22 protein-coding genes are annotated in these 23853 nt (G+C 67.5%); 12 read left to right on the forward strand and 10 right to left on the reverse strand.

Translation table 11 applies throughout. From position 1 onward, the window contains the following. Positions 1–4: 4 nt before the first annotated feature. The 8 genes from AC1DNE_RS01505 to AC1DNE_RS01540 all read left to right on the forward strand — a co-directional run bounded on the left by AC1DNE_RS01505 (position 5) and on the right by AC1DNE_RS01540 (position 8390). On the forward strand, positions 5–2347 hold the full coding sequence (locus tag AC1DNE_RS01505; protein WP_441469741.1) for a chemotaxis protein CheA: 2343 nt from the start codon (positions 5–7) through the stop codon (positions 2345–2347). Beyond that, complete coding sequence (locus AC1DNE_RS01510; protein WP_149133215.1) at positions 2344–2856, forward strand: chemotaxis protein CheW; 513 nt, start codon at positions 2344–2346, stop codon at positions 2854–2856. Before AC1DNE_RS01505 ends, AC1DNE_RS01510 begins: the two co-directional genes overlap by 4 nt. A 65-nt stretch (positions 2857–2921) precedes the next feature. Then, positions 2922–4742: a methyl-accepting chemotaxis protein gene (locus AC1DNE_RS01515; RefSeq protein ID WP_476766262.1), complete on the forward strand. Its 1821-nt coding sequence runs from the start codon at positions 2922–2924 to the stop codon at positions 4740–4742. A 3-nt stretch (positions 4743–4745) separates the two neighbouring features. Beyond that, the gene (locus AC1DNE_RS01520; RefSeq protein WP_441469739.1) at positions 4746–5627 is read left to right on the forward strand and encodes a CheR family methyltransferase; all 882 of its coding nucleotides are present in this window, start codon (positions 4746–4748) and stop codon (positions 5625–5627) included. Then, a complete protein-coding gene (locus tag AC1DNE_RS01525; protein WP_441469738.1) occupies positions 5624–6217 on the forward strand; it encodes a chemoreceptor glutamine deamidase CheD in 594 nt (197 codons plus the stop codon). Before AC1DNE_RS01520 ends, AC1DNE_RS01525 begins: the two co-directional genes overlap by 4 nt. After that, positions 6217–7314 carry a chemotaxis-specific protein-glutamate methyltransferase CheB gene (gene cheB / locus AC1DNE_RS01530; RefSeq protein WP_441469737.1) on the forward strand — a complete coding sequence of 366 codons (1098 nt, stop codon included), beginning with the start codon at positions 6217–6219 and terminating at the stop codon, positions 7312–7314. Before AC1DNE_RS01525 ends, cheB begins: the two co-directional genes overlap by 1 nt. Positions 7315–7325: 11 nt before the next feature. Next, positions 7326–7712 carry a response regulator gene (locus tag AC1DNE_RS01535; RefSeq protein ID WP_089174559.1) on the forward strand — a complete coding sequence of 129 codons (387 nt, stop codon included), beginning with the start codon at positions 7326–7328 and terminating at the stop codon, positions 7710–7712. Between the two features lie 108 nt (positions 7713–7820). Beyond that, on the forward strand, positions 7821–8390 hold the full coding sequence (locus tag AC1DNE_RS01540) for a glutathione peroxidase (RefSeq protein WP_441469736.1): 570 nt from the start codon (positions 7821–7823) through the stop codon (positions 8388–8390). 139 nt (positions 8391–8529) lie between these two features. Here the strand turns inward: AC1DNE_RS01540 and mog are convergent, their stop codons facing one another. From mog to fliK, 4 genes are all read right to left on the reverse strand, one after another. Then, complete coding sequence (gene mog / locus AC1DNE_RS01545; RefSeq protein WP_441469735.1) at positions 8530–9063, reverse strand: molybdopterin adenylyltransferase; 534 nt, start codon at positions 9061–9063, stop codon at positions 8530–8532. 93 nt (positions 9064–9156) lie between these two features. Beyond that, complete coding sequence (locus AC1DNE_RS01550) at positions 9157–10317, reverse strand: GNAT family N-acetyltransferase (protein WP_441469734.1); 1161 nt, start codon at positions 10315–10317, stop codon at positions 9157–9159. Continuing rightward, positions 10314–10607: an EscU/YscU/HrcU family type III secretion system export apparatus switch protein gene (locus tag AC1DNE_RS01555; RefSeq protein WP_441469733.1), complete on the reverse strand. Its 294-nt coding sequence runs from the start codon at positions 10605–10607 to the stop codon at positions 10314–10316. The genes AC1DNE_RS01550 and AC1DNE_RS01555 overlap by 4 nt, the downstream gene beginning before the upstream one ends. Next, positions 10604–12199: a flagellar hook-length control protein FliK gene (gene fliK, locus AC1DNE_RS01560; protein WP_476840892.1), complete on the reverse strand. Its 1596-nt coding sequence runs from the start codon at positions 12197–12199 to the stop codon at positions 10604–10606. Before fliK ends, AC1DNE_RS01555 begins: the two co-directional genes overlap by 4 nt. A 156-nt stretch (positions 12200–12355) precedes the next feature. Between fliK and AC1DNE_RS01565 the strand changes: the two genes are divergently transcribed. Together AC1DNE_RS01565 and AC1DNE_RS01570 are read left to right on the forward strand one after the other, a co-directional pair. Next, positions 12356–13366 carry an aldo/keto reductase gene (locus AC1DNE_RS01565; protein WP_441469731.1) on the forward strand — a complete coding sequence of 337 codons (1011 nt, stop codon included), beginning with the start codon at positions 12356–12358 and terminating at the stop codon, positions 13364–13366. A gap of 115 nt (positions 13367–13481) precedes the next feature. Then, on the forward strand, positions 13482–15296 hold the full coding sequence (locus AC1DNE_RS01570; protein ID WP_441469730.1) for a monovalent cation:proton antiporter-2 (CPA2) family protein: 1815 nt from the start codon (positions 13482–13484) through the stop codon (positions 15294–15296). Between the two features lie 112 nt (positions 15297–15408). Here the strand turns inward: AC1DNE_RS01570 and AC1DNE_RS01575 are convergent, their stop codons facing one another. Both AC1DNE_RS01575 and AC1DNE_RS01580 read right to left on the reverse strand, forming a co-directional pair. After that, positions 15409–15726, reverse strand: a complete 318-nt coding sequence (locus AC1DNE_RS01575) for a hypothetical protein (RefSeq protein ID WP_441469729.1) — start codon at positions 15724–15726, stop codon at positions 15409–15411. 94 nt (positions 15727–15820) lie between these two features. Then, positions 15821–16438 (reverse strand): TetR/AcrR family transcriptional regulator, encoded by a 618-nt coding sequence (locus AC1DNE_RS01580; RefSeq protein ID WP_441469728.1) that lies wholly within the window; start codon positions 16436–16438, stop codon positions 15821–15823. A 113-nt stretch (positions 16439–16551) separates the two neighbouring features. On the opposite strand from AC1DNE_RS01580, the gene AC1DNE_RS01585 reads away from it, so the two are divergent. Then, positions 16552–17292 carry a 3-oxoacyl-ACP reductase family protein gene (locus AC1DNE_RS01585; RefSeq protein WP_441469727.1) on the forward strand — a complete coding sequence of 247 codons (741 nt, stop codon included), beginning with the start codon at positions 16552–16554 and terminating at the stop codon, positions 17290–17292. Positions 17293–17355: 63 nt separating this feature from the next. On the opposite strand, the gene AC1DNE_RS01590 is transcribed toward AC1DNE_RS01585, so the two are convergent. Further along, on the reverse strand, positions 17356–18165 hold the full coding sequence (locus tag AC1DNE_RS01590; RefSeq protein ID WP_441469726.1) for an MBL fold metallo-hydrolase: 810 nt from the start codon (positions 18163–18165) through the stop codon (positions 17356–17358). Between the two features lie 111 nt (positions 18166–18276). Then, positions 18277–18822 carry a hypothetical protein gene (locus AC1DNE_RS01595; RefSeq protein WP_441469725.1) on the reverse strand — a complete coding sequence of 182 codons (546 nt, stop codon included), beginning with the start codon at positions 18820–18822 and terminating at the stop codon, positions 18277–18279. A 163-nt stretch (positions 18823–18985) separates the two neighbouring features. Here AC1DNE_RS01595 and ettA point away from each other — a divergent pair, with 163 nt between their 5' ends. Then, positions 18986–20638: an energy-dependent translational throttle protein EttA gene (gene ettA / locus AC1DNE_RS01600; protein WP_441469724.1), complete on the forward strand. Its 1653-nt coding sequence runs from the start codon at positions 18986–18988 to the stop codon at positions 20636–20638. Positions 20639–20795: 157 nt separating this feature from the next. Here ettA and AC1DNE_RS01605 read toward each other — a convergent pair whose 3' ends face one another. Both AC1DNE_RS01605 and AC1DNE_RS01610 read right to left on the reverse strand, forming a co-directional pair. After that, complete coding sequence (locus tag AC1DNE_RS01605; protein WP_441469723.1) at positions 20796–22610, reverse strand: SGNH/GDSL hydrolase family protein; 1815 nt, start codon at positions 22608–22610, stop codon at positions 20796–20798. A gap of 85 nt (positions 22611–22695) precedes the next feature. Beyond that, positions 22696–23847: an alpha-hydroxy acid oxidase gene (locus tag AC1DNE_RS01610; RefSeq protein WP_476766266.1), complete on the reverse strand. Its 1152-nt coding sequence runs from the start codon at positions 23845–23847 to the stop codon at positions 22696–22698. Positions 23848–23853 lie beyond the last annotated feature (6 nt).

The following is a 23853-nucleotide window of genomic DNA, read 5'->3' on the forward strand; positions in this document are numbered from 1 at the left end:
GCCGATGGATCCGTTGGCAGAACTCAAGCAGACCTTCTTCCAGGAATGCGAAGAACTCCTCGGCGCGCTGGAGCAGAAGCTCCAGGCTCTCGACGAGGGCTCCGTCGATCCTGAGGACGTCAATGCCGCCTTCCGCGCCATTCACTCGATCAAGGGTGGCGCGGGCGCCTTCGGCTGCACGGAGCTGGTCGGCTTCGCGCATGTCTTCGAGGCCTCTCTCGATCATCTGAGGTCCGGCCGCGTCGCCATCGAGGATGCGCCGTTCACGCTGTTCCTGCGCTGTGCGGATGCCGTCGCCGATCTGGTCTCCGCCGCCCGCAACTCCGAGCCCGGGACCGAGCGCCCGGATCTGCTGGCCGCGCTGGAGCAGGTCGGCAAGGAGCCGGCAGCGCCGGCCCCAGCGTCCATTCCCGCTCCCGCCACTGTCGCCGTGCTTGCTGCCACTGCCGGGGATAACGATGCCCCTCTCGGCATCGCCGCGCTCGGCAACCTCCTCGCCATGGTCGAGGCTAAGACCGTTGCCGCAACGGCGCCTGCCGATGACGGCTGGGACGACGAGCCGGTCGCAATCCCTGCACCGGCGCCCGCCGCCGAGAAGCCGGGACGGAACCTGCGCTTGCGCATCACGCCGGAGAACGACCTGTTCCGCCGTGTGATCGAGCCGCGCGTCGTACTCGGCTCGCTGCCCGCCGACGATGTCGTCGCGATCCGCTGCGATCTCAGCCAGGTTCCCTCGCTCGAAACCCTCGACGTTACCGATTGCTGGATGCGCTTCGAGGTCGATTTGCGTACCGAATTGTCGGTCGAGGAACTGCACGGGCGCTTCGACTTCAGCCTGGCGAACGAAGAATTCGAGATCGAAATACTCGAAGGCGCCTTCGCGGCCGAAGCGGCTCCCGCCGAGCCGGCTGCCGATGCCTCCGAGGTTCCGAGTTCGGTCGCTGCCGATCTCTCGGCGATCCTGGCCAAGCTTGGCCCGGCGACCGATGCCACGAGCCAGCCCGAGCTTGCTCCCGCGCAGGCAATACTGCCGGTCGCCGCCCCTGCCGTCGCTGCATCGGCCGTCGTTGCACCGGTTGCCGAAGCGCCGGCAGCCGCCCGCACGGCCCCGCGTGCCCCGGCTGCGGATACCTCGGCGCGCCAGCGCCAGGCGGTCAGCGTGCGCGTCGATCTCGACCGCATCGACAAGCTGATGAACCTCGTCGGCGAGATCGTCATCACCCAGTCGATGCTGGTCGAATGCGTCCGCTCGCTGCCTTACGACGTCCATGCCAAGACCGCCGAGGGCATGCTGACCCTCTCGCGCCAGACGCGCGAATTGCAGGACCATGTCATGGCCGTGCGTGCGCAGCCGGTGAAGGCCGTGTTCCAGCGCATGCCGCGCCTGGTGCGCGAACTCGCCCAGACGCTGGGCAAGGAAGTGCGCCTGGTGCTCGAAGGCGAGAACACCGAGGTCGACAAGACGATCATCGAGGAACTCGCCGATCCGCTCACCCATATGATCCGCAATTCGATGGATCACGGACTGGAGACGCCGGACGAACGCGTCGCCGCGGGCAAGCCGCGCGAGGGTACGATCAAGTTGATCGCCGAGCATCGCGCCGGCCGCATCGTCATCTCCGTCACCGATGACGGGCGCGGCATCGGCCGCGACCGGCTGCTCGCCAAGGCCCGCTCGCGCGGCCTCGTCGGCGCCGACGAGCGGCTGCAGCCGGAGGAGATCGACCAGTTGATCTTCGCCGCGGGCCTGTCGACGGCGGAAGCGGTCAGCGACATCTCCGGCCGCGGCGTCGGCATGGACGTCGTGCGCCGCAACGTCGAGTCCCTCGGCGGGCGCATCAGCGTCGATTCCGAGCCGGGCCGCGGCTGCAAGTTCACGCTGGCGCTGCCGCTGACGCTCGCCGTGCTCGAAGGCATGGTGATCCGCTGCGGCGACGATCGCTATGTCATTCCGATCGCCTCCGTCATCGAGACGCAGCATCTCGCCTCGACGCCGATCGAGCGGCTGCCCTTCGGTCAGGAGGTGCTGCGCTGGCGCGGCGAGGTGACGCCGCTCTATCGCCTCGGCGAGGTCATGGGTTCGACCGGCACGACCAACGAGAACATCGTGATCATCGCCGAGAACGAGCGCGGCAACAACGTCGGCATTGCGGTCGACGAGATCGTCGGCCAGCAACAGGTGGTCGTGAAAAGCCTCGAGGCGAATTACGGCACCGTCAACGGCGCCTCGGCGGCGACGATCCTCGGCGACGGCCTCGTCGCCCTGATCCTGGATATCGACTCCATGCTGCGGCTTGCCGCGTCCGGCGGCCGGACTCCCGTGTCAGATCTCAAGATGGCTGGATGACCATGACCCTCCAACTCGGCGAAAAGCACTTCTCGTCTGCGCAGCCGGAAGCGGCGGCGCGGCGGATCGTCACCTTCAAGGTCGGCGACCGCACCTTCGGCATCGATGTCGGCATGGTCCGCGAGATCAAGGGCTGGCAGGCGACGACCCCGCTGCCGCATGCGGCTCCGCATGTGCGCGGCGTGCTCAACCTGCGCGGCGTGATCCTCGCGGTCTACGACCTGCGTACCGCGATCGGCATGGGCGTCACCGACGCCTCCGCCACGCATGTGATCGTCGTCGTCGATGTCGAGGACAAGACGGCGGGCCTGCTGGTCGACTCGGTCTCGGACATCGTCGACGTGCCGGTCTCAGCCGTGCGTCCGGCGCCGGATCTGGAGCGCGACGAGCACGGCCTGATCGAGGGCCTCGTCCTGCTCGACAGCGACATCGTGGCGCTGCTCGATCTGGCCGCGGTCATCCGCGACGGCGGCGGCGAAGCGCAGCTCAAGACCAGCCGCGCTGCCTGAACAGCTTTCAAAACACAGCCCGAGCGTAGCGTCCAAGCGGGCCAGAACAAGAAACGACAGGACCTATGGGCAGCGCGCTCGGCCCCTTTTCGCGACTCTCGGTCAGCCAGCCGCTGACCGCGGTCGGCTCCGCGGCACTTGCCGGGGGGATTGCCTATTATGCGGCTGGGGCCGGAGCTCCCGTCATGGGGGCTCTCGCCGTCTCGGCCGTGGCGTTGCTCGGCGGGTTCGCTGCCTGGGGCGCGAGCCGATCCGTGGCCAGCCTGTCGCGGGTCGCGCCGCGTCTGGCGGATGACGTGGATCTGGCTCTGCCGGAGGTCGGTGGAAGCCACGAGGCCGGCGAGCTGTCGCGTGCGCTCGCCAGCTTGCAGGATCGGGCGCAGGAAGCTGTCCGGCTGCGCTCCGCGCTCGACCATGGCCGCGCCAACGTCATGATCTGCGATCCGGACGGACGGGTCATTTATGCCAGCAAGGGCCTGTTGCGCTTCTTCGCCGAGGCGCAGGACGATTTTCGCGCGGCGTTTCCGGGCTGTTCGGCCAAGGACATGCTCGGGCGCGTGATGGAGCGCGTGCGGGCCGAGCCTCGGCTCGCGACCGGCCCCTCGGTTCGCCTGACGCTCGGCCGCCGCATCGTCTGCCTGACGTTGACGGCCATCGAGACGGCCGATGGGCGCAGCCTCGGGACGGCGGTGGATTGGCACGAACTGACCGAAGAACTGGCGGTCGCCAGGGAGGTCACGCAGGTGATCGAGGCCGCCGTCGAAGGCGATTTCTCGCGGCGGATCGCCCCGCAGGGCAAATCCGAAACGGTGGCCCGGATCGCCGAGGGCATGAACCGGATCAACGGGCAGCTGGACGAGGTCTTCGCCGATATCGATGCGGTGGTCGAGGCCCTATCGGAAGGCGATTTGACCCGCCGCATGGCCGGCGGCCGCTCCGGCCGGCTGGGGCGGCTCCAGCACGAGCTCAACCAGGCGCTCGGCCTGCTCGACGAGCGGATCGAAATGATCCGCGCGACGGCGGGCTCCGTCTGCCATGTCGCCATCGACGTGAACAGCGTCGCGACCGACCTTGCGGCGCGGACCGAGAAGGTCGCCGCCGAACTGGGCGAGACATCGGGAGCGGCGGTCGAGATCGCGGCCTCGGTCGGACGCAGCCATGAGCGTTCGCGCGAGGCCAGCGAGCTCGCCGGCACGACCATGGGCGTGGCGCAGGAAGGCCGGAACGTGGTCGCCAAGGCGGTTGGTGCGATCGAGCGGATCGAAAGCTCTTCGCTGCGCATTGCCGAGATCGTTGGAGTGATCGACGAGATCGCCTTCCAGACCAATCTGCTGGCGCTCAACGCGGCGGTCGAGGCGGCCCGCGCCGGCGATGCCGGCAAGGGCTTCGCCGTGGTCGCTTCGGAGGTGCGGTCGCTGGCGCAGCGCTCGGCCCAGGCCGCGAAGGACATCAAAGGGCTGATCGCGACCTCGAACGGGCAGGTCGCCGAAGGCGTTGGCCTCGTGCGCGAGACCGGAGAGACGCTCGGCCGCATCGTCGCCGCGGTGGGCAAGGTTTCCGAGACGGTCGCCGAGATTTCCGCCGTGAGCGCCGAGCAGGCGCGCGGCATGGGAGGAGTGAGTCGCAGCGTGGCGCAGGTGGACAAGGGTATCCGGCAGAATGCCGAACTGGCTGGGCGCGGCGTCGAGGCGGCCGGCGAGCTCGCCGACCAGGTCGCCACGCTGAGCGAGATCGTCGACACGTTCCGCCCCGCCAGCGTGGCGGTGCGCAGCGAGCCTCCGCGCGCACGCCGCTGGGCGCCTGCTCCGATCCCGGTCGAACAGCGCATGCCGTTGCAAATTCAGCCTCGCCGCCTTGCCGCTGCCGGCGCACGGACGGGAGGCTGAACCATGTCCAGGCCGACATCGCTCCCCAGCATGCTGCCGTCGCTCCAGCCCGCAATGGCCGACATCACCCTGACGCGCGACGACATGAAGTTCATCGCGGCGCTGGTCTATGAGCAGGCCGGCATCGTCATCCGCGAGCACAAGGAAGCGATGACGCGCGGGCGGCTGGCGCGGCGCGTCAAGGCGCTCGGCATGGGCTCGGTCGCCGAATACTGCGCCTTCCTGAAGACGCCGCAGGCGGCGGGGGAACTGCCCGAGCTGATCAACGCGGTGACGACGAACCACACCGCCTTCTTCCGCGAGCGCCATCATTTCGATCACCTGCGCAAGGAGGTGATGCCGCGGCTCCTGCAGGAGCGTGCGGGCCGGCGCGGACGCATCCGCATCTGGTCCTCGGCCTGCTCGTCGGGCGAGGAACCCTATTCGATTGCGGCCTCCTGCCGCGAGGTGATGGGGGCGCGCGGCGACCTCGACTTCAAGATCCTGGCGACCGACATCGACACTGACATCCTGGCACGCGCCGAGGCCGGCATCTATCCGGCGGAGCAGTTCGAGCGGCTGCCCGCGGATGTGAAGCCACTGCTCAAGCTGGAGAGCGGCGGGGGGCGAGGCGAAGCCCGGATCAGCGAGGACCTGCGCCGGCTGATTGCCTTCAAGCGCCTGAACCTCATCGAGAAATGGCCGATGAGCGGGCCTTTCGACGTGATCTTCTGCCGCAACGTTTTCATCTATTTCGACACGCAGACCAAGGCCTCGATCCTCGATCGCTTCGTGGCGCTCTTGTCGCCCGGAGGCTTTCTCTATCTCGGCCATTCGGAATCGCTGCCGCAGCCGCACCCAAATCTGCGCCTGATCGGCCGGACTATCTATGAGAGGACAGCATGAGCGTCTCCCGGTCCTCTCGCCGCTATTTCGATCCGCGCTTCGAAGCGACGATCATCACCGTCGCGCCCGGCGAGCACGAGATCACCTCGGCCAAGGACGAGATCGTCGCGACGGTGCTCGGCTCCTGCGTCTCGGTCTGCATGCGCGATCCGCAGATCGGCGTCGGCGGGCTCAACCATTTCCTGCTGCCGAAGAACAACGGCAACGCCGATCCCAGCGCCGGTGAGCGCTACGGCGACACGGCGATGGAAGTCCTGATCAACGACCTGCTCAAGCGCGGCGCCCGGCGCCAGAATTTCGAGGCCAAGGTTTTCGGCGGGGCGCGGGTGCTTTCGGGCGCGACGATGCTGGCGATCGGCGACGGCAACATCGCCTTCGTCAATGAGTTCCTGAGGGTCGAGGGAATTCCCGTCGTCTCGCGGGATGTCGGCGGCACGCGCTCGCGACGCATCCACTACCAACCCTCGACGGGCCGGGCCTGGGTTCAGCACGTCCAGCCCACGGCACGCGACAGCGGCCACGAGCAGGAAATCGCCTATCTCAACCGGCTCAAGAGCCAGCCCGTGGCTGGTGAAGTGGAGGTCTGGTGATGAACATGCCGACGTCCTCCACAGCACCGGTCAAGGTTCTCGTCGTCGACGATTCCATCCTGATGCAGAAGCTGATGACCAAGATCATCGATTCTGCGCCGGGCTTCCAGGTGATCGGCGTCGCCGGCAGCGCCGAGGAGGGCTGGGATGCCATCCAGGAGCTCCGGCCCGACGTGTTGACGCTCGATCTCGAATTGCCCGGTCGGCACGGCCTCAAGCTCTTGGCGCGGGTGCTGAAGCAGGACCCGCTGCCCGTTCTGATCGTCTCGGCCTTCGGCGGCCCGGGCGCCGACAACACGATCCAGGCGCTCGAGCTCGGCGCCATCGACTTTATCGAGAAGCCGGACGGCACCACCCACACGCTCGAAGGCTTCATGAAGCATCTGGTCGCGGCGCTGCAGCGCGCCGCGGCGAGCCGCAAGATGATCGCCGCCGCCCGCCAGATGGCGCAGATCGCCGCGCCGGCGCGCCCGGCGCCGCCGAAGGAGCCGGCGCGCGCCGGCAAGACCTCGCTGATCGCGATCGGCGCCTCGACCGGCGGCGTGCCGGCCGTCCAGACGGTCATGCGTGATCTCGCCCATCTGCGCATGCCGGTCGTCGTGGTGCAGCACATGCCGCCGGGATACACGGCAAAGTTCGCGACGCGGCTCGCGACGGCGACGGGCCTCGATGTCCGCGAGGCGGCGGATGGCGACCGTTTGCGACCGGGAATGGCCGTGGTGGCGCCGGGGGGCTTGCGCCATCTCGAAATCGAGGAGCGGCGCGGCGAGCTTGTCTGCGTCCTGAAGGAGGGCCCGCTCGTCAGCGGCCATTCGCCCTCGGTCGACGTCATGTTCCATTCGGTGGCGCGCAGCCTGGGCGCTCATGCGGTCGGCATCCTGCTCACGGGCATGGGCCGTGACGGCGCTGACGGTTTGTTAGCCATGCGCAAAGCAGGGGCCGAGACGTTAATCCAAAGTGGTGAGACCTGCGTGGTAAACGGGATGCCGAAAGCGGCCTTCGAGATAGGAGCCGCCGACAGGGTCGTTCCGCTCAGCCAGATCGGCGCGGCGGTCGCGCAGCTGATCGGCGAGCGCCCGAATCTGCGGAGCGCGTAAGGAGCAAAGTTATGTCAAAGGCCAGAAGCGAGTTCCGCATCCTGGTGGTCGACGACCAGAAGAGCATGCGCGGTCTGGCGACCTATTTCCTGAAGCAGATCGAGTTTCAGGACATCGACGAGGCGGAGAACGCCCGCGAGGCGCTGATGAAGATGCAGCAGAAGCGCTACGATCTGCTGTTGCTCGACTGGAACATGGAAGGCATGAGCGGCATCGACCTGCTGCGCGCCATCCGTTCCGTGCCGGAGCTGAACCAGATCAAGATCATCATGGCGACCTCCGAGCGCTCGGTCGACAAGATGGACGAGGCGACCAGCAACGGCGCCGACCATTATGTCGTGAAGCCCTACGAGCTGCGCGACCTCGAAGTGCGGGTGAAGAAGGTCCTCGCCTGCTGAGGCACCCGGTCTCGCCATCGTGAAGCAAAGCCCTGCGCCGACCGGCTGCGGGGCTTTTTGCTTTGGGGCATGATGCCGCCTGTTCGACGGTCAAACCGGAGAGAAGCCATGCTGCTGTCACGCCGCCAAATCGTGGCTGGGATCGCCGGAGCCCTCGCCACGGGTATCGGGGCACGTGCAACTGTGGCGCAGGCTCTGACCGGCGCCCATGCCTTCGGCTTCGACCGGCCGGGCGGCGGAAGGCTTGCCCTGTCCGACTACCGCGACCGGCCGGTCCTCGTCGTCAACACGGCGACGCGTTGCGGCTATGCCGGGCAGATGGCGACGCTGGAACAGCTCTGGCAGCGCTACCAGGCGCGCGGGATGATGCTCGTCGCCGTGCCGAGCAATGATTTCGGCGGGCAGGAGCCGCTCGAAGGCGCTGCCATCGCCGAGGCGGCGCGGGAGAGCTATGGCGCGACCTATGCCTTCGTCGAAAAGACCGTCGTGCGCGGGCCCGAGGCGCACCCCTTCTATCGCTGGGCGGCAGCGCAGCGACCGGCCGAGGCGCCGCGCTGGAACTTCCACAAATATCTGATCGGCCGCGACGGCATGCTGATCGGCGGCTTCCCGGCGGCAACCGATCCGCTCTCCCCGCAGCTCGTCCAGGCGATCGGCGAGGAGTTGCAGGCGGGGTGAATTCCGCCATTCCCGGTCTTTGGCGAGAGCGTCATTCTCGGGCGGAGCGAAGCTCAGACCCGAGAATCTCAGGTAAGACGAAGCGCGGGAGCCTCTTCCGGCATGAGATGCTCGGGTCAAGCCCGAGCATGACGTGCTTCTATTTCTTCGGCCGGAAAGCCGCGATCAAAGCCGGATCGGTCTCGATATAGGGCCCTTCGATCAGGTCGATGCAGTAGGGGATCGCCGGCATCACCGCGTCGAGGCATTCGGCGATGGCGCGTGGACGGCCCGGCAGGTTGACGATCAGGGTCTTGCCGCGGATCCCGGCCGTCTGTCGCGAGAGGATCGCGGTCGGCACCTTGGCGAGGCTGACCTGCCGCATCAGTTCGCCGAAACCCGGCATCGGCTTCTCGATCACGTCCTCGGTCGCTTCCGGCGTGACGTCGCGCGGGGCAGGGCCGGTGCCGCCGGTGGTGACGACGAGGCAGCAGCCCTCGCGGTCGGCGAGCGCGATCAGGGTCTCGGCGATGAGCCTGCGGTCGTCGGGAATGACGCGCTCGATGGCTTCCCAGGGAGAGGTCAGCACCTTCGCCATGTAGTCGCGGATCGCCGGCCCTCCCTCGTCGGCATAGACGCCGGCCGAGGCGCGGTCCGAAACAGTGACGATTCCAATGCGGGCGATGGCGGACATCTGGCGTCTCCTGCGTAGCGCTCCGGCTCTATCGGCGAGCGCGAAGGGTGGTCAAGCGCGGGAGCCGTGCGGGCTCTCCCCTCGGCCTGCTTCTCAAGACCGCTTGGAAGGAGATGCTTGCCCCGGTCGGGCTCGGGCTGCCTCCCGCAGGCGCCGCAGCCACATCCGGCCGAGGGCCGCGAACTGCGCCGCGCCGGGCCGGCCGGGGCCGATGCGGATGATGGCGTTGGCCATCTCGCGGCGCTCGCCCCAGGCATAGGTGCCGGCATCGACGCCTTCACCGGCGCCGCTGTCGAAAAAGGCGGGCGGCGTGCCGGCAAGATCAGCCTGCAGCATCGCGATCGTCAGGGTGCGGCCAGGGGAATGGCGCGCCTGCGCTTCGTCATAGGCGATCTTGAGGAAGTGGCGGCGGTCGCCGCTTTCGACGAGCAGGCCCATGGCAAGGACCTGGCCGTCGAGCAGCAGGGTATCCATCTGCAGGGCGTCGGCGCCGGCAAAGAGCTCGGCCATCCGGCGGATATAGGCGGCGTCCGTCGGCAGGCAGGCAATCGCCGTCCCGGCAGCGCCCTTCCAGCCCGAGGCTTCGAGCGTGAGGAAGGTGTCGAGCGCGTCGAGCGCCGCGCGGCCGCGGCTACGGCGGAAGGTCAGCGCGCCATGCTTCGCCACCGCCCGGAACTGCTGCATCCGCTTCTTGTAGCTGGAGCCGAGGGAGCGCCGCAGATAGCGCTCCATATCGTCGCCGGGCTGGGGGATCATCACCGGCCGGCTCCAGCGCTCGTAGATTGAGATCCGGCTGCCCGTCTGGCGGGAAGCTTCCGAAAGGGCGGCGTAGCAGGGGCCGTCGAGCGGCAGCAGCGGCAGCAGCAGCACATGCGGCAGGTCGCGTGAGGCAAGGAGATAGCGCATCAACGCCCGGGCAGACTCCGCCGCGTGGTCGTGGTCGAGCACCGGCAGCGAGGAGACTTCGTAGAGTGGCACGAGCGGCGAGGCGAGGGCGCCGGCGAAGCCGCTGCGCCAGCCCTGTTCGCGCCGGAATGCCCAGACACCAACCAGCCGCTCGAAATCGAGCGCTTCGCTGAACCAGGCGCAGAGCACGATGATCTCGTCCTCGGGGACGAGCAGGGTTGCCGCGCGGACGGCAGCCGGCGCCATATGCGGATTGGGCTCGAGCGCGTGATGGGCGAGCTCCGCGAAAGCCGGGCCCAGTTCCGCATAAGCGGCTGGGCCGATGCGCCTGACGACGATACTGGTCAAGGTCGATGGCCGTCGCGGTTCAGCCGGTGCAGTTCGCCGCGCAGCGCCAGCACGAAGGCGATCACCTGCGCCGTTGCCCGATAAAGCTCCTCCGGAATCTCGTCGTCGAGTTCGACGGCCGAGAGCGCCTGGGCGAGGATGGCGTTCTGCTCGATCGCGACATCATGTTCGCGCGCTGTGGCGACGATGCGTTCCGCCAGCTCGCCACGGCCCTTGGCGGTGACGCGCGGCGCGCCATGCCCGTCATATTCGAGCGCGACGGCGATGCGGGGCGGCTGCGGCGCGCTCATGACAGGCGGTCCAGGAACTGGCCGGCTGTCGGCTGCATCACGCGGGGCTGGCCGGTGTGGATATCGACGGCGCCACTGGCGAAATCGGCATGGAGCAAGGCGCTTTCGAGGCCGGGTGCCGCGCCGCGCAGGAGCCGGCTGGTTTCCTCGCGCTCTGCCCAGAGCGTCACGCCGACATCGCGCGCCTGCAGGGTCACGACGCCTTGCAGCGGCCCCATCGGCTCGACATCGAGGGCGAAGCGGATGCGCCAGAGCGGCGGAGTTACACCCTGGACATCCCGCCGCGGGGCTTCGCGCTCGACTTGCAGCGGCAGGATCGCGGTGCCGTGCTGGAAGGCGATCGGGATCTCGGCAAGCCAGCGCTGCGCCGGCTGGCTGATGTCCTGCCGTGCCTGATCGAGAGGCAGCGAGGCGTATTGGGCGAGCTTTATGCGATCGAGCGCCGCGTCGGTCTGATCGAGCAGCGTCTCAGCAATGGCAAGTGGCTTCTCGCCCGGCGAAAGCGTCGGCTCGGCGGCGGCCTGGGGCAGCAGCGGGCCATCCCGCCGAGGCGGGGCGGTGCGGTTGGCGTTGTCCGCTGCGGTGCCCGGCAGGCTGTCGGATGGCCGGTCGGGCGCGAGCGCAGCGGCGGCGCGGTCCAGCTGGCTGGCCTTCGGCCCCGGCGACAGACTGTCGATGATCGGCTGCAGCGTCTCGCGCAGCGCCTGGAGGCTGGTCTTGAGATCGCCCTGCCTCGGGGTGGGCGCCCCGGCGGCCTGGCGAGCCTCCGTGAATAGACCTGAACCCTGGAACGCTTCCTTCAGGCGCAGCGCCGTGACCGGCTGACGTTCAGCGGGCATCGCTTGAGCCAGCACGCGATCGATGGCCGCCAGCAGGGGTTTCGGCAAGGTCAGTGCGATCGAGCCCTGCGCCAGGCCGCGCAGATTGGCGAAGAGCGGGGCGAGGCTATCCTGGGTTTGCAGCACGGAGCCGAGCAATGGCCCGGCAAGCATGCGCGCCGCCGCGGGGTCTGGAATGACGGGGCCAGCCGGGGGCGCCCCGGGCTGCGCGGCCAAGCCGGCAGGGGAGACAGGAGAAGAGGTGGCAAGTAGGCTGCCCGCAGATGGTGCGGGCGCATTGGCAGGAGCGGCCGTCGGAGCAGATTGCGGCGCCTGGCTGGTGGCTGGCGGCAAAGGCGTTGGAACCGGAGCCGGTGCTGGCGCGGTGGATGCCGGGTTGCCGGCCGGCAGCGACATGTCCGGTCGTAGGCTCGCAAGCGCGACGGCCGGTTGCGAGGTTGCCGGGCTTGGGGGCGAGGCCGGGGGCGGACGCACCTCGACCAGCGTGGCGCGCAGATCGCCGCCGGGTTGCTCGGGAGGGTCGAGGCGCAGCAGCAGGGTGGCTCCAGGCTGTAGCTCCGCCTGCTTCGCCTGCGGGCCGGCCAGGACGAGGGCGACCTTGCTGTCGCCGATCATGGCCGTTGGCGTGCCGTCCGTCTCCAGAGAGAGCAACCTGGCCTGCACCGTCCGGCCAGCCGTCAGCTCGCCCGCCGCTTCGAGCGCCTGCAGCAGGGTGGCAAAGGTCTGGCTCTTGACGAGCTGGGTGAGGTTCATCTGGCTGCCATGTGACGACGGCCCATCCTGTCACGAAAGATTAAGCGTTTCCTTGCTGTTGGCCGTGCCGCGCAGGGCGCGCCTGCGCCGTCGGCTCTGGCGTCGCCGCTAGCCCTGCTGCAGGCTCGGCGCTCCCCCATCCGAAGGTTGACTGCCATGGATTATCGCCGTCTCGGCCGCTCCGGCCTCAATGTCTCGCCGTTGTGCCTGGGCACGATGATGTTCGGCGGCCCGACGGATGAGGCGACCTCGCGCCGGATCGTCGACAGCGCCCGCGAGACGGGCATCAACTTCATCGACACGGCCGATGTCTACAACGAGGGGCGCTCGGAGGAGGTCACCGGCCGCGCCATCGCCGCCAATCGCCACGACTGGGTGCTGGCGACCAAGGTGGCGAATGCGATGGGGCCGGGCCCGATGAGCGGCGGCCTGTCGCGTCGCTGGATGATGCGCGCCTGCGAGGACAGCCTGCGCCGGCTCGGCACGGAGACGATCGACATCTACTATCTCCACAAGGAGGATCATCAGACGCCGCTGGAGGAGACGGTGCATGCGATTGCCGATCTCGTCCGCCAGGGCAAGATCCGGCATTTCGGCGTCTCGAACTATCGGGCCTGGCGGCTGGCCGAGATCTGCCGGCTCTGCGACGAGCTCGGCATCGACCGGCCCGTCGTCAGCCAGCCCTATTACAACGCGATGAATCGCATGCCCGAGGTCGAGCACCTGCCAGCCTGCGGCTATTTCGGCCTCGGCGTCGCCTCCTATTCGCCACTGGCGCGCGGCGTGCTGACGGCGAAGTATGCGCCCGGCGAGGCTCCGGCCGAGGGCACGCGCGCCGGGCGCGGCGACCGGCGGATCATGCAGGCGGAATGGCGCGAGGAGAGCCTCGTCATCGCCCAGACGTTCAAGGAGCATGCCGCCAGGAAGGGGCTGACCCCGATCCAGTTCGCCGTGCGCTGGGTGCTGAACAACGCCTTCGTCACGGCGGCGATCGCTGGGCCGCGCACCTTCGAGCAATGGCAGGCCTATCTTGCGGCGCTCGACGCCGGTTTCGACAAGGAGGACGAGGCGCTGGTCGACAGCCTCGTGCCGCCGGGCCACCCCTCGACGCCTGGCTATTCCGATCCGGCCTATCCGCTCGAAGGGCGGATCAGCCGGGCGGGTTAGTACTGTCCGGGCAGATCGAACACCTGCTTTGTTGAACGCTTGGCTTGTTGAACATTGGGCGCGCCCGCTAGTTTGAACGGCGGGCCGCAGGGAGCCCGCCGCGAAGGAAGGGCGAATGGCGGCCGAGGCAGGACTGACGAGCGACCTCGTCAAGGTCGTGGCGCTGCTCGGCGCCGGTGTCGTGGCCGTGCCGGTCTTCCGCAAGCTCGGGCTCGGCTCCGTGCTCGGCTATTTCGGCGCGGGTATCGTGATCGGCCCCTTCGGCCTCGGTCTGTTTTCCAATCCCGAAGGCATTCTGCACATCGCCGAATTCGGCGTGGTGATGTTCCTGTTCGTGATCGGGCTCGAGATGCAGCCCTCACGGCTCTGGGGCCTGAGGAGTAGCATCTTCGGGCTCGGCATCGCGCAGGTTCTCGCCTGCGGCTTTCTGCTGACGCTGTTCGGCATGGCCGGCGGCCTCGGTGTCAAGGTCGCCTTCATTGCGGGGATGGGCTTCGTGCTGTCCTCGACGGCCGTGGTCATGCAGATGCTCAACGAGCGTGGCGAGACCTCGACACCGCAGGGGCAGAAGGCGGTCTCGATCCTGCTGCTCGAAGACCTCGCCATCGTGCCGCTGCTCGCCATCGTCGCGTTCCTGTCGCCGCAGCGGGGCGGCCACGAACAGGCCTGGGTCTCCTTCGCCATTGCCGCGGGCGCGCTCGGCGGGCTGATCGCAGCCGGGCGCTGGCTGCTCAACCCGATGTTCCGCGTGCTGGCGGCCGCCGAGGCGCGGGAGGTGATGACCGCGGCGGCGCTGCTCGTGGTGCTCGGCGCGGCGCTCGCCATGCAGCTCGGTGGGCTGTCGATGGCGATGGGCGCGTTTCTGGCCGGCGTGCTCCTGTCCGAATCCACCTTCCGCCATCAGCTCGAAGCAGACATCGAGCCGTTCCGCGGTATCCTGCTCGGGCTCTTCTTTCTTGCTGTCGGCATGTCGCTCGACCTCGGCGTCGTGGCGCGCGAATGGCGCCTCGTCCTGGCCGCCGTCATCGGCTTCACGGCGGTCAAGGCGCTCGGCATCTTCATCGTTGCCAAGCTCTTCGGCTCGGACTGGCGCGAGGCGATCACGCGCGTCGCGCTGTTCTCGCAAGGTGGTGAGTTCGCCTTCGTGCTCTATGCCGCCGCCGCGGCCGCCGGCATCTTCGATTCGCGCATGACCGCCATCGCCAGCGGCACCGTGATCATCTCGATGGCGTTGACGCCGCTGCTCGCGCTGGCGCTCGACCGCTTCATGCCTGCGCCGCCGACCGATCTCGATGGCATTGAGGTCGCTGACGGGCTGAAGGGGCAGGCGCTGATCGTCGGTTTCGGCCGCTTCGGCCAGGTTGCGAGCCAGGCACTGCTCGCCCGCGGCATCAGCGTCTCGATCATCGATTTCGATGTCGAGATGATCCGGGCTGCGTCGCAGTTCGGCTTCAAGCTCTATTATGGCGACGGAACGCGGAGCGACATCCTCCACGCCGCCGGCGCCGAGCGGGCCGAGGTGATCGTGGTCTGCGTCGACCGGCGGCAGACCGCGGATGCGATCGTGCGGCTGGCGCAGGCCGAATTCCCACATGCCAAGCTGTTCGTGCGTGCCTATGACCGAGGTCATGCGCTCGACCTCGTCCATGCCGGCGTCGAGTATCAGATCCGGGAGACCTTCGAATCGGCGATGGTCTTCGGCACGGCACTGTTGAAATGCCTCGGCGTTCCCGAGGATGAGGCCGACGCGATCGAGGCGGATGTGCGCCGCCGCGACGACGAGCGCTTCGACCTTCAGCTGGCGGGTGATCTCTACTCCGGGCGCGAACTCCTCAGGAACAACGCGCCGACCCCGACGCCGCTGACGAAGCCGAAGCGACCCGGCCAGATCCCGGCGAATTTGCCCGACGACATCGGCGGGGAGAGCTGAGAGACTGTTTGAAAATTCACTGAACCCTCATCCTTAGGAGCCCTTCCGGCAGGAATGGCTCCTAAGGATGAGGGCTGGAGTTCCCAAACGGCCTCTGAGTGCGGGCGTCAGCTCAGTTCAGGATGCAGAAGCCGCCGACCACCACCTCGGTCCGGCACCAGGTCTTCTGGTCGCCTTCGTTGGCGGTCAGGCGCAGCGGAACGGGTTCCTCGCGCGGTGCGCTGGAAGGCGGGAAGGGCACCCGCTCGGGTTTGTCAGATTCTGCCGCCTGAGTGCGATTGGCGGCGGCTGCGCCGGGGACGATGACGATGCTGCGGCTGGTCTTGGTGGTGGCGCCGCTGCGGCCGCCACGGAATCGGGCGGCCTCCGCCTGAACCGGCAGGAAGGTGGAGGCAGCGAGCAGGCAGGCGAGGGCAGCAATGCGGCGCATGGAGCGATCTCCCGATTGCAGGCAGGATGCCGCGATCTGCCGCAACGGCAAGGAAAGCCTCGGATCAGCATCAGCGAGGCGTTAACGCGAATGGTCAGGCTGCCGCATGTTCCCGGGTCAGGCTGTCCCATGCCGCCATGGCGCCGCGCACGATCGCTTCGAGCAGCGTGCGCGAGGCGCCGTCCCGGGCCTGGATCGACATGCCCTGCTGAACCGTGACGTAGTAGCTCGCGATCGGGCGCGGATCGAGGGAGGCGGGCAGTTCGCCTGCCGCGATCGCCCGGTTCAGCCGCTCTTCGATCATGGCGACGCTGCCGGCCCGCATCTCGCGCAGGATTCGGCCGGTTTCCTCGCCGACGCCGACCGCATTGACGGCCGATAGCACGACCATGCAGCCGGGCGGGCGGCCGGGCCGGGTGAAGGTCGCGGCGCTCGCCATGAGATAGCCCTCGACCGCCGCGCGCGCGGTCGGCGCGTTCTGCAGGGGGGCGACGATGTCGTCGCTCTCTGTCGCGGCGAAATGGGCAATGGCCTCGCGATAGAGTTCCTCCTTGCTGCCGAAGGCGGCGTAGAGGCTGGGCGAATTGATGCCCATGGCGTCGGTGAGGTCGCTCATCGACGCCGCCTGGTAGCCACGCTCCCAGAACACGTCCATGGCGCGTTCCAGCGCTGCCTGCCGGTCGAAACTGCGTGGGCGGCCTCGTTCGGCCATGCCGCTCCCCTCTCCGAAATAATTCTGTGTCGATCACTATGTATTTTGCTTGACGCCTTCAGGCAAGCACGTCATTCGTTTGTGTATCGATCATCACATAAATGGAGTTTGCCATGTCCCGCCTCGCAGGAAAGCGTGCTCTCGTCACCGGCGGCAGCCGCGGGATCGGCGCTGCCATCGCCAAGCGGCTGGCTGCCGAAGGTGCGGATGTCGCGCTCACCTATGAACGTTCCGCCGACAAGGCCGCCGAGGTCGTGAATGCGATCGAGGCGCTCGGTCGCAAAGGCGTCGCCATCGCCGCCGACAGCGCCGATGCCGAGGCCGTGAAGCGTTCGGTCAACGAGGCGACGAAGGCGCTCGGCGGTCTCGACATCCTCGTCAACAACGCCGGCATCTATCGCGGTGGCCCGGTCGCAGATTGGAGCCTCGCCGATATCGACGCGACGCTCGCCGTGAACATCCGCGCCGTGGTGCTGGCCTCGCAGGCCGCGGCTGCGCATCTCGGCGAGGGCGGGCGTATCATCTCGATCGGCTCCTGCCTTGCCGAGCGGGTGGTCGAGTCCGACATCACGCTCTATGCAATGAGCAAGGCGGCGCTGATCGGCTTCACAAAAGGGCTGGCGCGCGATCTCGGCCGGCGCGGCATTACGGTCAACATCGTCCATCCCGGCTCGACCGATACCGACATGAACCCGGCCAACGGTCCGGGCGCGGAGGCGCAGCTCGCGCGCATGGCCATTCCCGCCTATGGCAGGCCGGAAGATATCGCCGGGGCCGTCGCCTATCTCGCCAGCGATGAGGGCCGCTTCATCACCGGTGCCGGCTTCGCCATCGACGGCGGCGTCAACACCTGAAATGGCGCCGTCATGCTCGGGCTTGACCCGAGCATCTCGCGACCATGGCGCTCGGGAGGCTTTCTAATGCCCGGGCAGGACGATCACGGTGGGCGTCGCCGGCAGCGTGGCCTTGCTCAGCGTGATCGTCGGGCGCTCGCGGCGCTCGACCGGCCAGAGATCCTGCGTGCGGGCGAGGAAGCGGTTCAGCGTGCCGCCGCCGAAGAAATGCATCGGGATCATCACGCGAGCCTGCAGCGACTTCAGCACCTCCACCATGCCTTCCTGGTCGAGCGTGTAGCTGCCGTCCACCGGAAAGAGCACCACATCGACCCGGCCGAGCGCGCGCAGATGGCCGGGTTCGAGCGGGTGATGCAGATGGCCGAGATGGGCGATGCAGAGATCGCCGATCTCGAAGACGAAGATCGAGTTGCCGTCGTAATCGGTGCCGCCGTCATAGGTTCGGATATTGGTCGGCACGTTGCGGACGCGAACATCGCCGAGCGTGACGTCATGATGGGCGGCGCCCTTACCCTCAGGATCCCAGCCGCGCAGCACTTGCTTGATGCCCGGGTCGGGATGGTTCGAGTAATGGGTCGAATGCGCCTTGTTCATCGTGGCGATGTCGGGCGTCACCGGGGGGCGGATATAGTCGTTGTAGTCGGTCGCGATCTTCACGCCACCGGGCGTCTCGATCAGGAAGGTGGCATGGCCGACGAAGGTGAGCCGGACCTCGTCCTTCGCCAATTGCACGCGCTGGATCGGCAGGCCGAGGCGCGCCATCTCCGGGCGGCAGCCCGGCTCGCCCGGTTGGGCGCGGGTGGGCGAGGGGATGAAACCTGCGATAGCGGCGACAACAAATGCCAGTGCTGCGAAGGGGCTCGACAGATTCATCGCACGGCTCCTGCTTTCCTTTGCCTGCGACGATCAGGCAAAGGGTGGGCCGTTGGAAGCGCTCTGGCGGTTTTGTGAACTGACGCCGAGGCGCGGCCCGCGACCCGCATTTCACTGTTTGGGCAATCTGACCTCGACATTCGCCTCGGCGAGGCGCCGGTAAAGCTTCCTGCGCCGCAGAATCGGCACCCAGTCGTAGAGAAACATCTCCGCTGGGCGCCAGATCACGACCCAGCCGATGATGATCAGGCTCTCCTGGAAGACGCGCGCGAAGGGGCCCTCCTGTCCCCGGGTCAGCAGCCAGCTGAGGAACAGGCAGGCGGCGAGCCCGGCGAAGCCGATCATCAAGGCCAGCCGGCCGTCCCGGAAGAGCTCGTACAACGCCCGCGTCTCGGCGCTGGCCCGGCCGGCGAACCAGCGGGTGATGGTCGCGGCGAGGTCCGGAAGAGGCCTGTCGTGTGTGTCGGGCTTTTCCAGATGGATCACGATTGCGATCGGCCGGTCCTTCGGCAGATCGCGGGCCCAGTCGAGGATGTACTCCTCGGCCTCGGCGGCGAGGTCGCCTTCGCGAAAGGGGAAAGGGTCGAGGCTGTTGTAGAGCTGCGCGCCGTCGCGCAGCCTCAGCTCGATCAGGGCCTTGCCGTTCTGGTCTGACATCTCGGATCAGGTCTTTGCCGCGGTCGGTCCGCATTGTTCAGGAGGCGCGCGGCGGCCGCAATCCGCCCGATGCGGTTGCGGCGCGGGCTGCCGCTCGCTACATAGCGGCCAGATTTCCCGACATCTCGTCGCCAAGCGCCTGAAAGCGGAGCCCGCTCGCCTCATGTCCCGCCAGTTCATCTACCATATGCGCGGCCTGTCCAAGACCTATCCGGGCGGCAAGCAGGTTTTGAAGGACATCCATCTCTCGTTCTATCCGGACGCCAAGATCGGCGTGCTCGGCGTCAACGGCGCGGGCAAGTCGACCCTGCTCAAGATCATGGCCGGGTTCGACAAGGAGTGGACCGGCGAGGCCTGGGTCGCGGAGGGCGCGCGCGTCGGCTATCTGCCGCAGGAGCCGAAGCTCGACGAGACCCTGACGGTGCGCGAGAACGTCATGCTCGGCGTCGCGCCGCAGAAGGCGATCCTCGACCGCTACAACGAGCTCGCCATGAACTATTCGGACGAGACCGCCGACGAGATGACCAATCTCCAGGACGAGATCGAGGCGAAGGGGCTGTGGGATCTCGACTCCAAGGTCGACCAGGCGATGGACGCGCTGCGCTGCCCGCCCGACGACTGGGCCGTCGACAAGCTCTCGGGCGGCGAGCGCCGCCGCGTCGCCATGTGCAAGCTGCTGCTGGAGCAGCCGGAGCTGCTGCTGCTCGACGAGCCGACCAACCATCTGGACGCCGAGACCACCGCCTGGCTCGAAGGCCATCTGCGGACCTACCCGGGCGCGATCCTGATCGTCACCCACGATCGCTACTTCCTCGACAACGTCACGAGCTGGATCCTCGAGCTCGATCGCGGCCAGGGCATACCCTATGAGGGCAACTACTCGGCCTGGTCGGTGCAGAAGCAGAAGCGCCTGGCTCAGGAAGGCCGCGAGGACGTGTCGCGTCAGAAGACACTGGAGCGCGAGGCCGAGTGGATGGCCGCTTCGCCGAAGGCCCGCCAGGCCAAGAGCAAGGCCCGCATCCAGCGCTATGACGAGCTGGTCCAGAAGGCCAACAACAAGGGGCCGGACACCGCCCAGATCATCATCCCGATTGCCGAGCGGCTGGGCAACAACGTCGTCGATTTCGAGGACCTGTCGAAGGGCTTCCAGGACAAGCTCCTGATCGACGGACTGTCCTTCAAGCTGCCGCCGGGCGGCATCGTCGGCGTGATCGGCCCCAACGGCGCCGGCAAGACGACGCTGTTCAAGATGATCACCGGGGTCGAGAAGCCCGATGCCGGCACGATCAAGGTCGGCGAGAGCGTCCAGCTCGGCTATGTCGACCAGAGCCGCGACTCGCTCGACGACAAGAAGAACGTCTGGGAGGAAATCTCCGGCGGCAACGACATCCTCTATCTCGGCAAGCGCGAGATCAATTCCCGCGCCTATTGCTCGGCCTTCAACTTCAAGGGCGGCGACCAGCAGAAGAAGGTCGGCTCGCTCTCGGGTGGTGAACGCAACCGCGTCCACCTCGCCAAGATGCTGAAGTCCGGCGCCAACCTGCTGCTGCTCGACGAGCCGACCAACGACCTCGACGTCGACACGCTCCGCGCGCTTGAAGAGGCGCTGGAGGATTATGCCGGCTGCGCCGTGATCATCAGCCACGATCGCTGGTTCCTCGACCGTATCGCGACCCATATCCTCGCCTTCGAGGGCGACAGCCATGTCGAGTGGTTCGAGGGCAACTTCGCCGAATACGAGGAGGACAAGAAGCGTCGCCTCGGCATCGACTCCACCATTCCCAAGCGCATCCAGTACAAGAAGTTCACGCGCTGAGGTTTCGCGAGGGCGCCGCGCGATGCGGCGCTCTCATCCTGCTGCTGCCTTCCGTCGAGCCCGCCGATGCGCCTCCAGTCGCCGGCGGGCTTTGCTTTTGGGGAGGGCGCCGGAGGGGCCACCGGAGGCTTTTGGGCCCGCTTCGGAAAGCGGACGATCAGCTGCAGATTTCGGCTTCGACCGACGCCATGGCCTCCCGGTACGACCGCACATGAATGCCGTCATGGGTGCTGTCCGGCTTGGCGAGGCCGTCGACTCCGTCGCGGGTTCCGGCGAAGGGGTCGATGAACGTGCAGGCGTTGCGGCTGCAGGCCCGCTTCAGCCGCTCCGACAGGGCGACGACCGCCGCCGGCTCATAATATTTGATCATCGAGGGCTCGGCCGGGGGAACGGCGGCGACGAAGACCTTCGCGGACAGTGCGGCCGCGCTGGCGATGAGCCGGTCGGTGTTGCGTTCGAATGCGTCGAGGTATTTCGGCTGGGTGGGATTGCGCTTGCGATGCAGGTCGTTCGTGCCGACCAGGATGACGATGGTGCTGGGCTTCTTCGTAAAGGCAAACTTCGCCCAATGGCCGTTCATATCCGTCATCTTGGCGCCGCTGATGCCGGCGTTGACGACGTTGCGGCCGCAGAGGCGATGGGTCGAGTTGATCATCTCGGCGTTGGAGTCGCCCGCGATGAAGACATAGTCGGGATCGGCTTCGCCGATCTGGGCGTTGATCACCGCGAGCCTCGCCAGAAGCGGGAAGTTCTCGGCCGGTTTGCGCAGCGCGAGATAGGTGCCGGCTGCCGCGGCGGCGATGAGCCCCATGGCAAGAGCCGCAATGATGCGGCGTGAGCGGAACCATCCGGCGAAGACAATGGGCCCCGGCAGGCGCGCGAGCAGGCTTGTTTCGGTGGCGAGGAGGCGGGGGCGCAGCTTCATCGCGTTCTTTTCGACGAAGTGCCAGGAGAGGAAGGCGAGGATGAAGGCCAGGCACCAGGAGATGGCGGCATTGGCCCACCAGGACTGGCCTCCCGCGCCGAAGGTGGCGACCACTGCCTGCTGGATCGGGAAGCCGTAGAGGAACAGGCCGTAGGAATAGTCGCCCGACGAGACCAGCCAGACGCGGCGCGGCCTGGTGAGCCCGATGAAGGCGGTGAGATAGGCGCAAGGGAGGGCGATCAGATAGTCGCCGCCGGGGAAGCTCAGCCCCAGCAGCGTTGCTCCGAGGGACAGCGCGAACAGCGCCTTGCTCCACACGATCCGCTTCCGGAACAGATAGAAGCCGATGCCGTAGAGAAAGCAGAGGATCAGCACGGGGCCCGAGACGGTGACGCCCGGCTGATGACGCCTGATCAGGACGTAGATGACGAAAATGACGGCGTGGACGGCGAGGATCGTGGCCAGGGCGCGATCGCTCCGGCGCAATAGTCCCAGCGCCGTGATGCCGGCAATGATCAGGTAACAATACAGTTCCCAAGGTAGGGTCCAGAGCTGGCCGTTGACCAGCCCCGCCCAGGGATTGTCCAGAAACACTCCCGGCAGCGAAAATTGGACGACGCCGAGGATGTTCAGGAAATACTGCCGGAAGAGCGGGCTGGCAAAATACTCCTTCAGCGGCAGCGTCGTGAAGATCGCGCCGATGACGATGGCGGCGGCAAAGGTCTCCACAGCGAGGGCTGGAACCAGCCGGAGCAGCCGCAGCCCGAGGAACGAGATCAGAGACCGGCAGCGTTCGAGGCTGCCGGCGACGAGAAAGCCGCTCAATGCGAAGAACATCGGCAGGATCAGGGCCACCGCCGGGCGCAGCGCTCCGCCGAAAATCCGAAGCGTCTCGCCGACGCCGTAGGCCACACCCACCGCATGGGTGACGATGACGAGCGTCGAGAGCAGGAGGCGCAGATAGTCGAACCCGGCCGGCCGGTTGCCGGCGGCCGCCAGACGGTCTGCGAAGGACGGACCGGCGAACAGGCGCTGCGGGAGGCTCACGCGCGCCGTCAGGGGCGGGTCCGCCGGCGCGGCCTGCTCCGGATAGTAGGCCAGTGGTCTCAGGATAGGTCTCCCCGCGGGTGGATCAGGCTCTCGGCTTGCCGCCGACGAGGATGCTTGCGTCGACATCCCTGATGTCCCGCTTGCCGCAGAGCGCCATGGTGATGTCGAGCTCCTTGCGGATGATGTCGAGCGCGGCGGTGACGCCCTGCTCGCCCATGGCACCGAGGCCGTAGAGGAAGGCGCGGCCGATGAAGGTGCCCTTGGCGCCGAGCGCGATCGCCTTAAGCACGTCCTGGCCCGAGCGGATGCCGCCGTCGAAGAGCACCTCGATGCGGTTGCCGACCTGCTCGACGATGCCGGGCAGGGCCTCGATCGAGGACAGCGCGCCGTCGAGCTGCCGTCCGCCATGGTTCGAGACGATCAGCGCGTCGGCGCCGCTCTTGGCCGCCATCTCGGCGTCCTCGGGATCGAGGATGCCCTTGAGGATCAGCTTGCCGCCCCATTGGTCCTTGATCCACTGGACGTCGTCCCAGTTGAGCTGCGGATCGAACTGGCTGGCGGTCCAGGAGGAAAGCGAGGACATGTCGGCGACGCCGGTGACGTGGCCGACGATGTTGCCGAACTGCCGCCGCGGCGTGTCCAGCATCTTCAGGCACCAAAGCGGCTTGAAGGCGAGGTTGATCAGGTTGGCGATGGTCGGCTTCGGCGGGGCGGAGAGGCCGTTGCGGATGTCCTTGTGGCGCTGGCCGAGGATCTGCAGGTCGAGCGTCAGCACCAGCGCGGAACAGCTGGCAGCCTTGGCGCGCTGGATCAGGCGGGAGATGAAGTCGCGGTCCTTCATCACATAGAGCTGGAACCAGAACGGCGCCTGGGTGTGGTTCGCCACGTCCTCGATCGAGCAGATGCTCATGGTCGAGAGCGTGAAGGGCACGCCTGCCTTCGCGGCAGCGCGGGCCGCGAGGATCTCGCCATCGGCGTGCTGCATGCCGGTAAGGCCGGTGGGGGCGAGTGCGACCGGCATCGCCACCGGCTGGCCGATCATCTCGGAAGCCAGCGAGCGGTTGGTCATGTCGACGGCGACGCGCTGGCGCAGCTTGATCTTGGCGAAGTCGGTCTCGTTCGAGCGATAGGTGCTCTCGGTCCAGGCACCGGAATCGGCGTAATCGTAGAACATGCGCGGCACGCGGCGCTTGGCCAGAAGGCGCAGGTCTTCGATGGTCAGGGGCTGGGCCATGTTCTC

The sequence above is a fragment of the Allobosea sp. 05L423 genome (assembly GCF_056397745.1).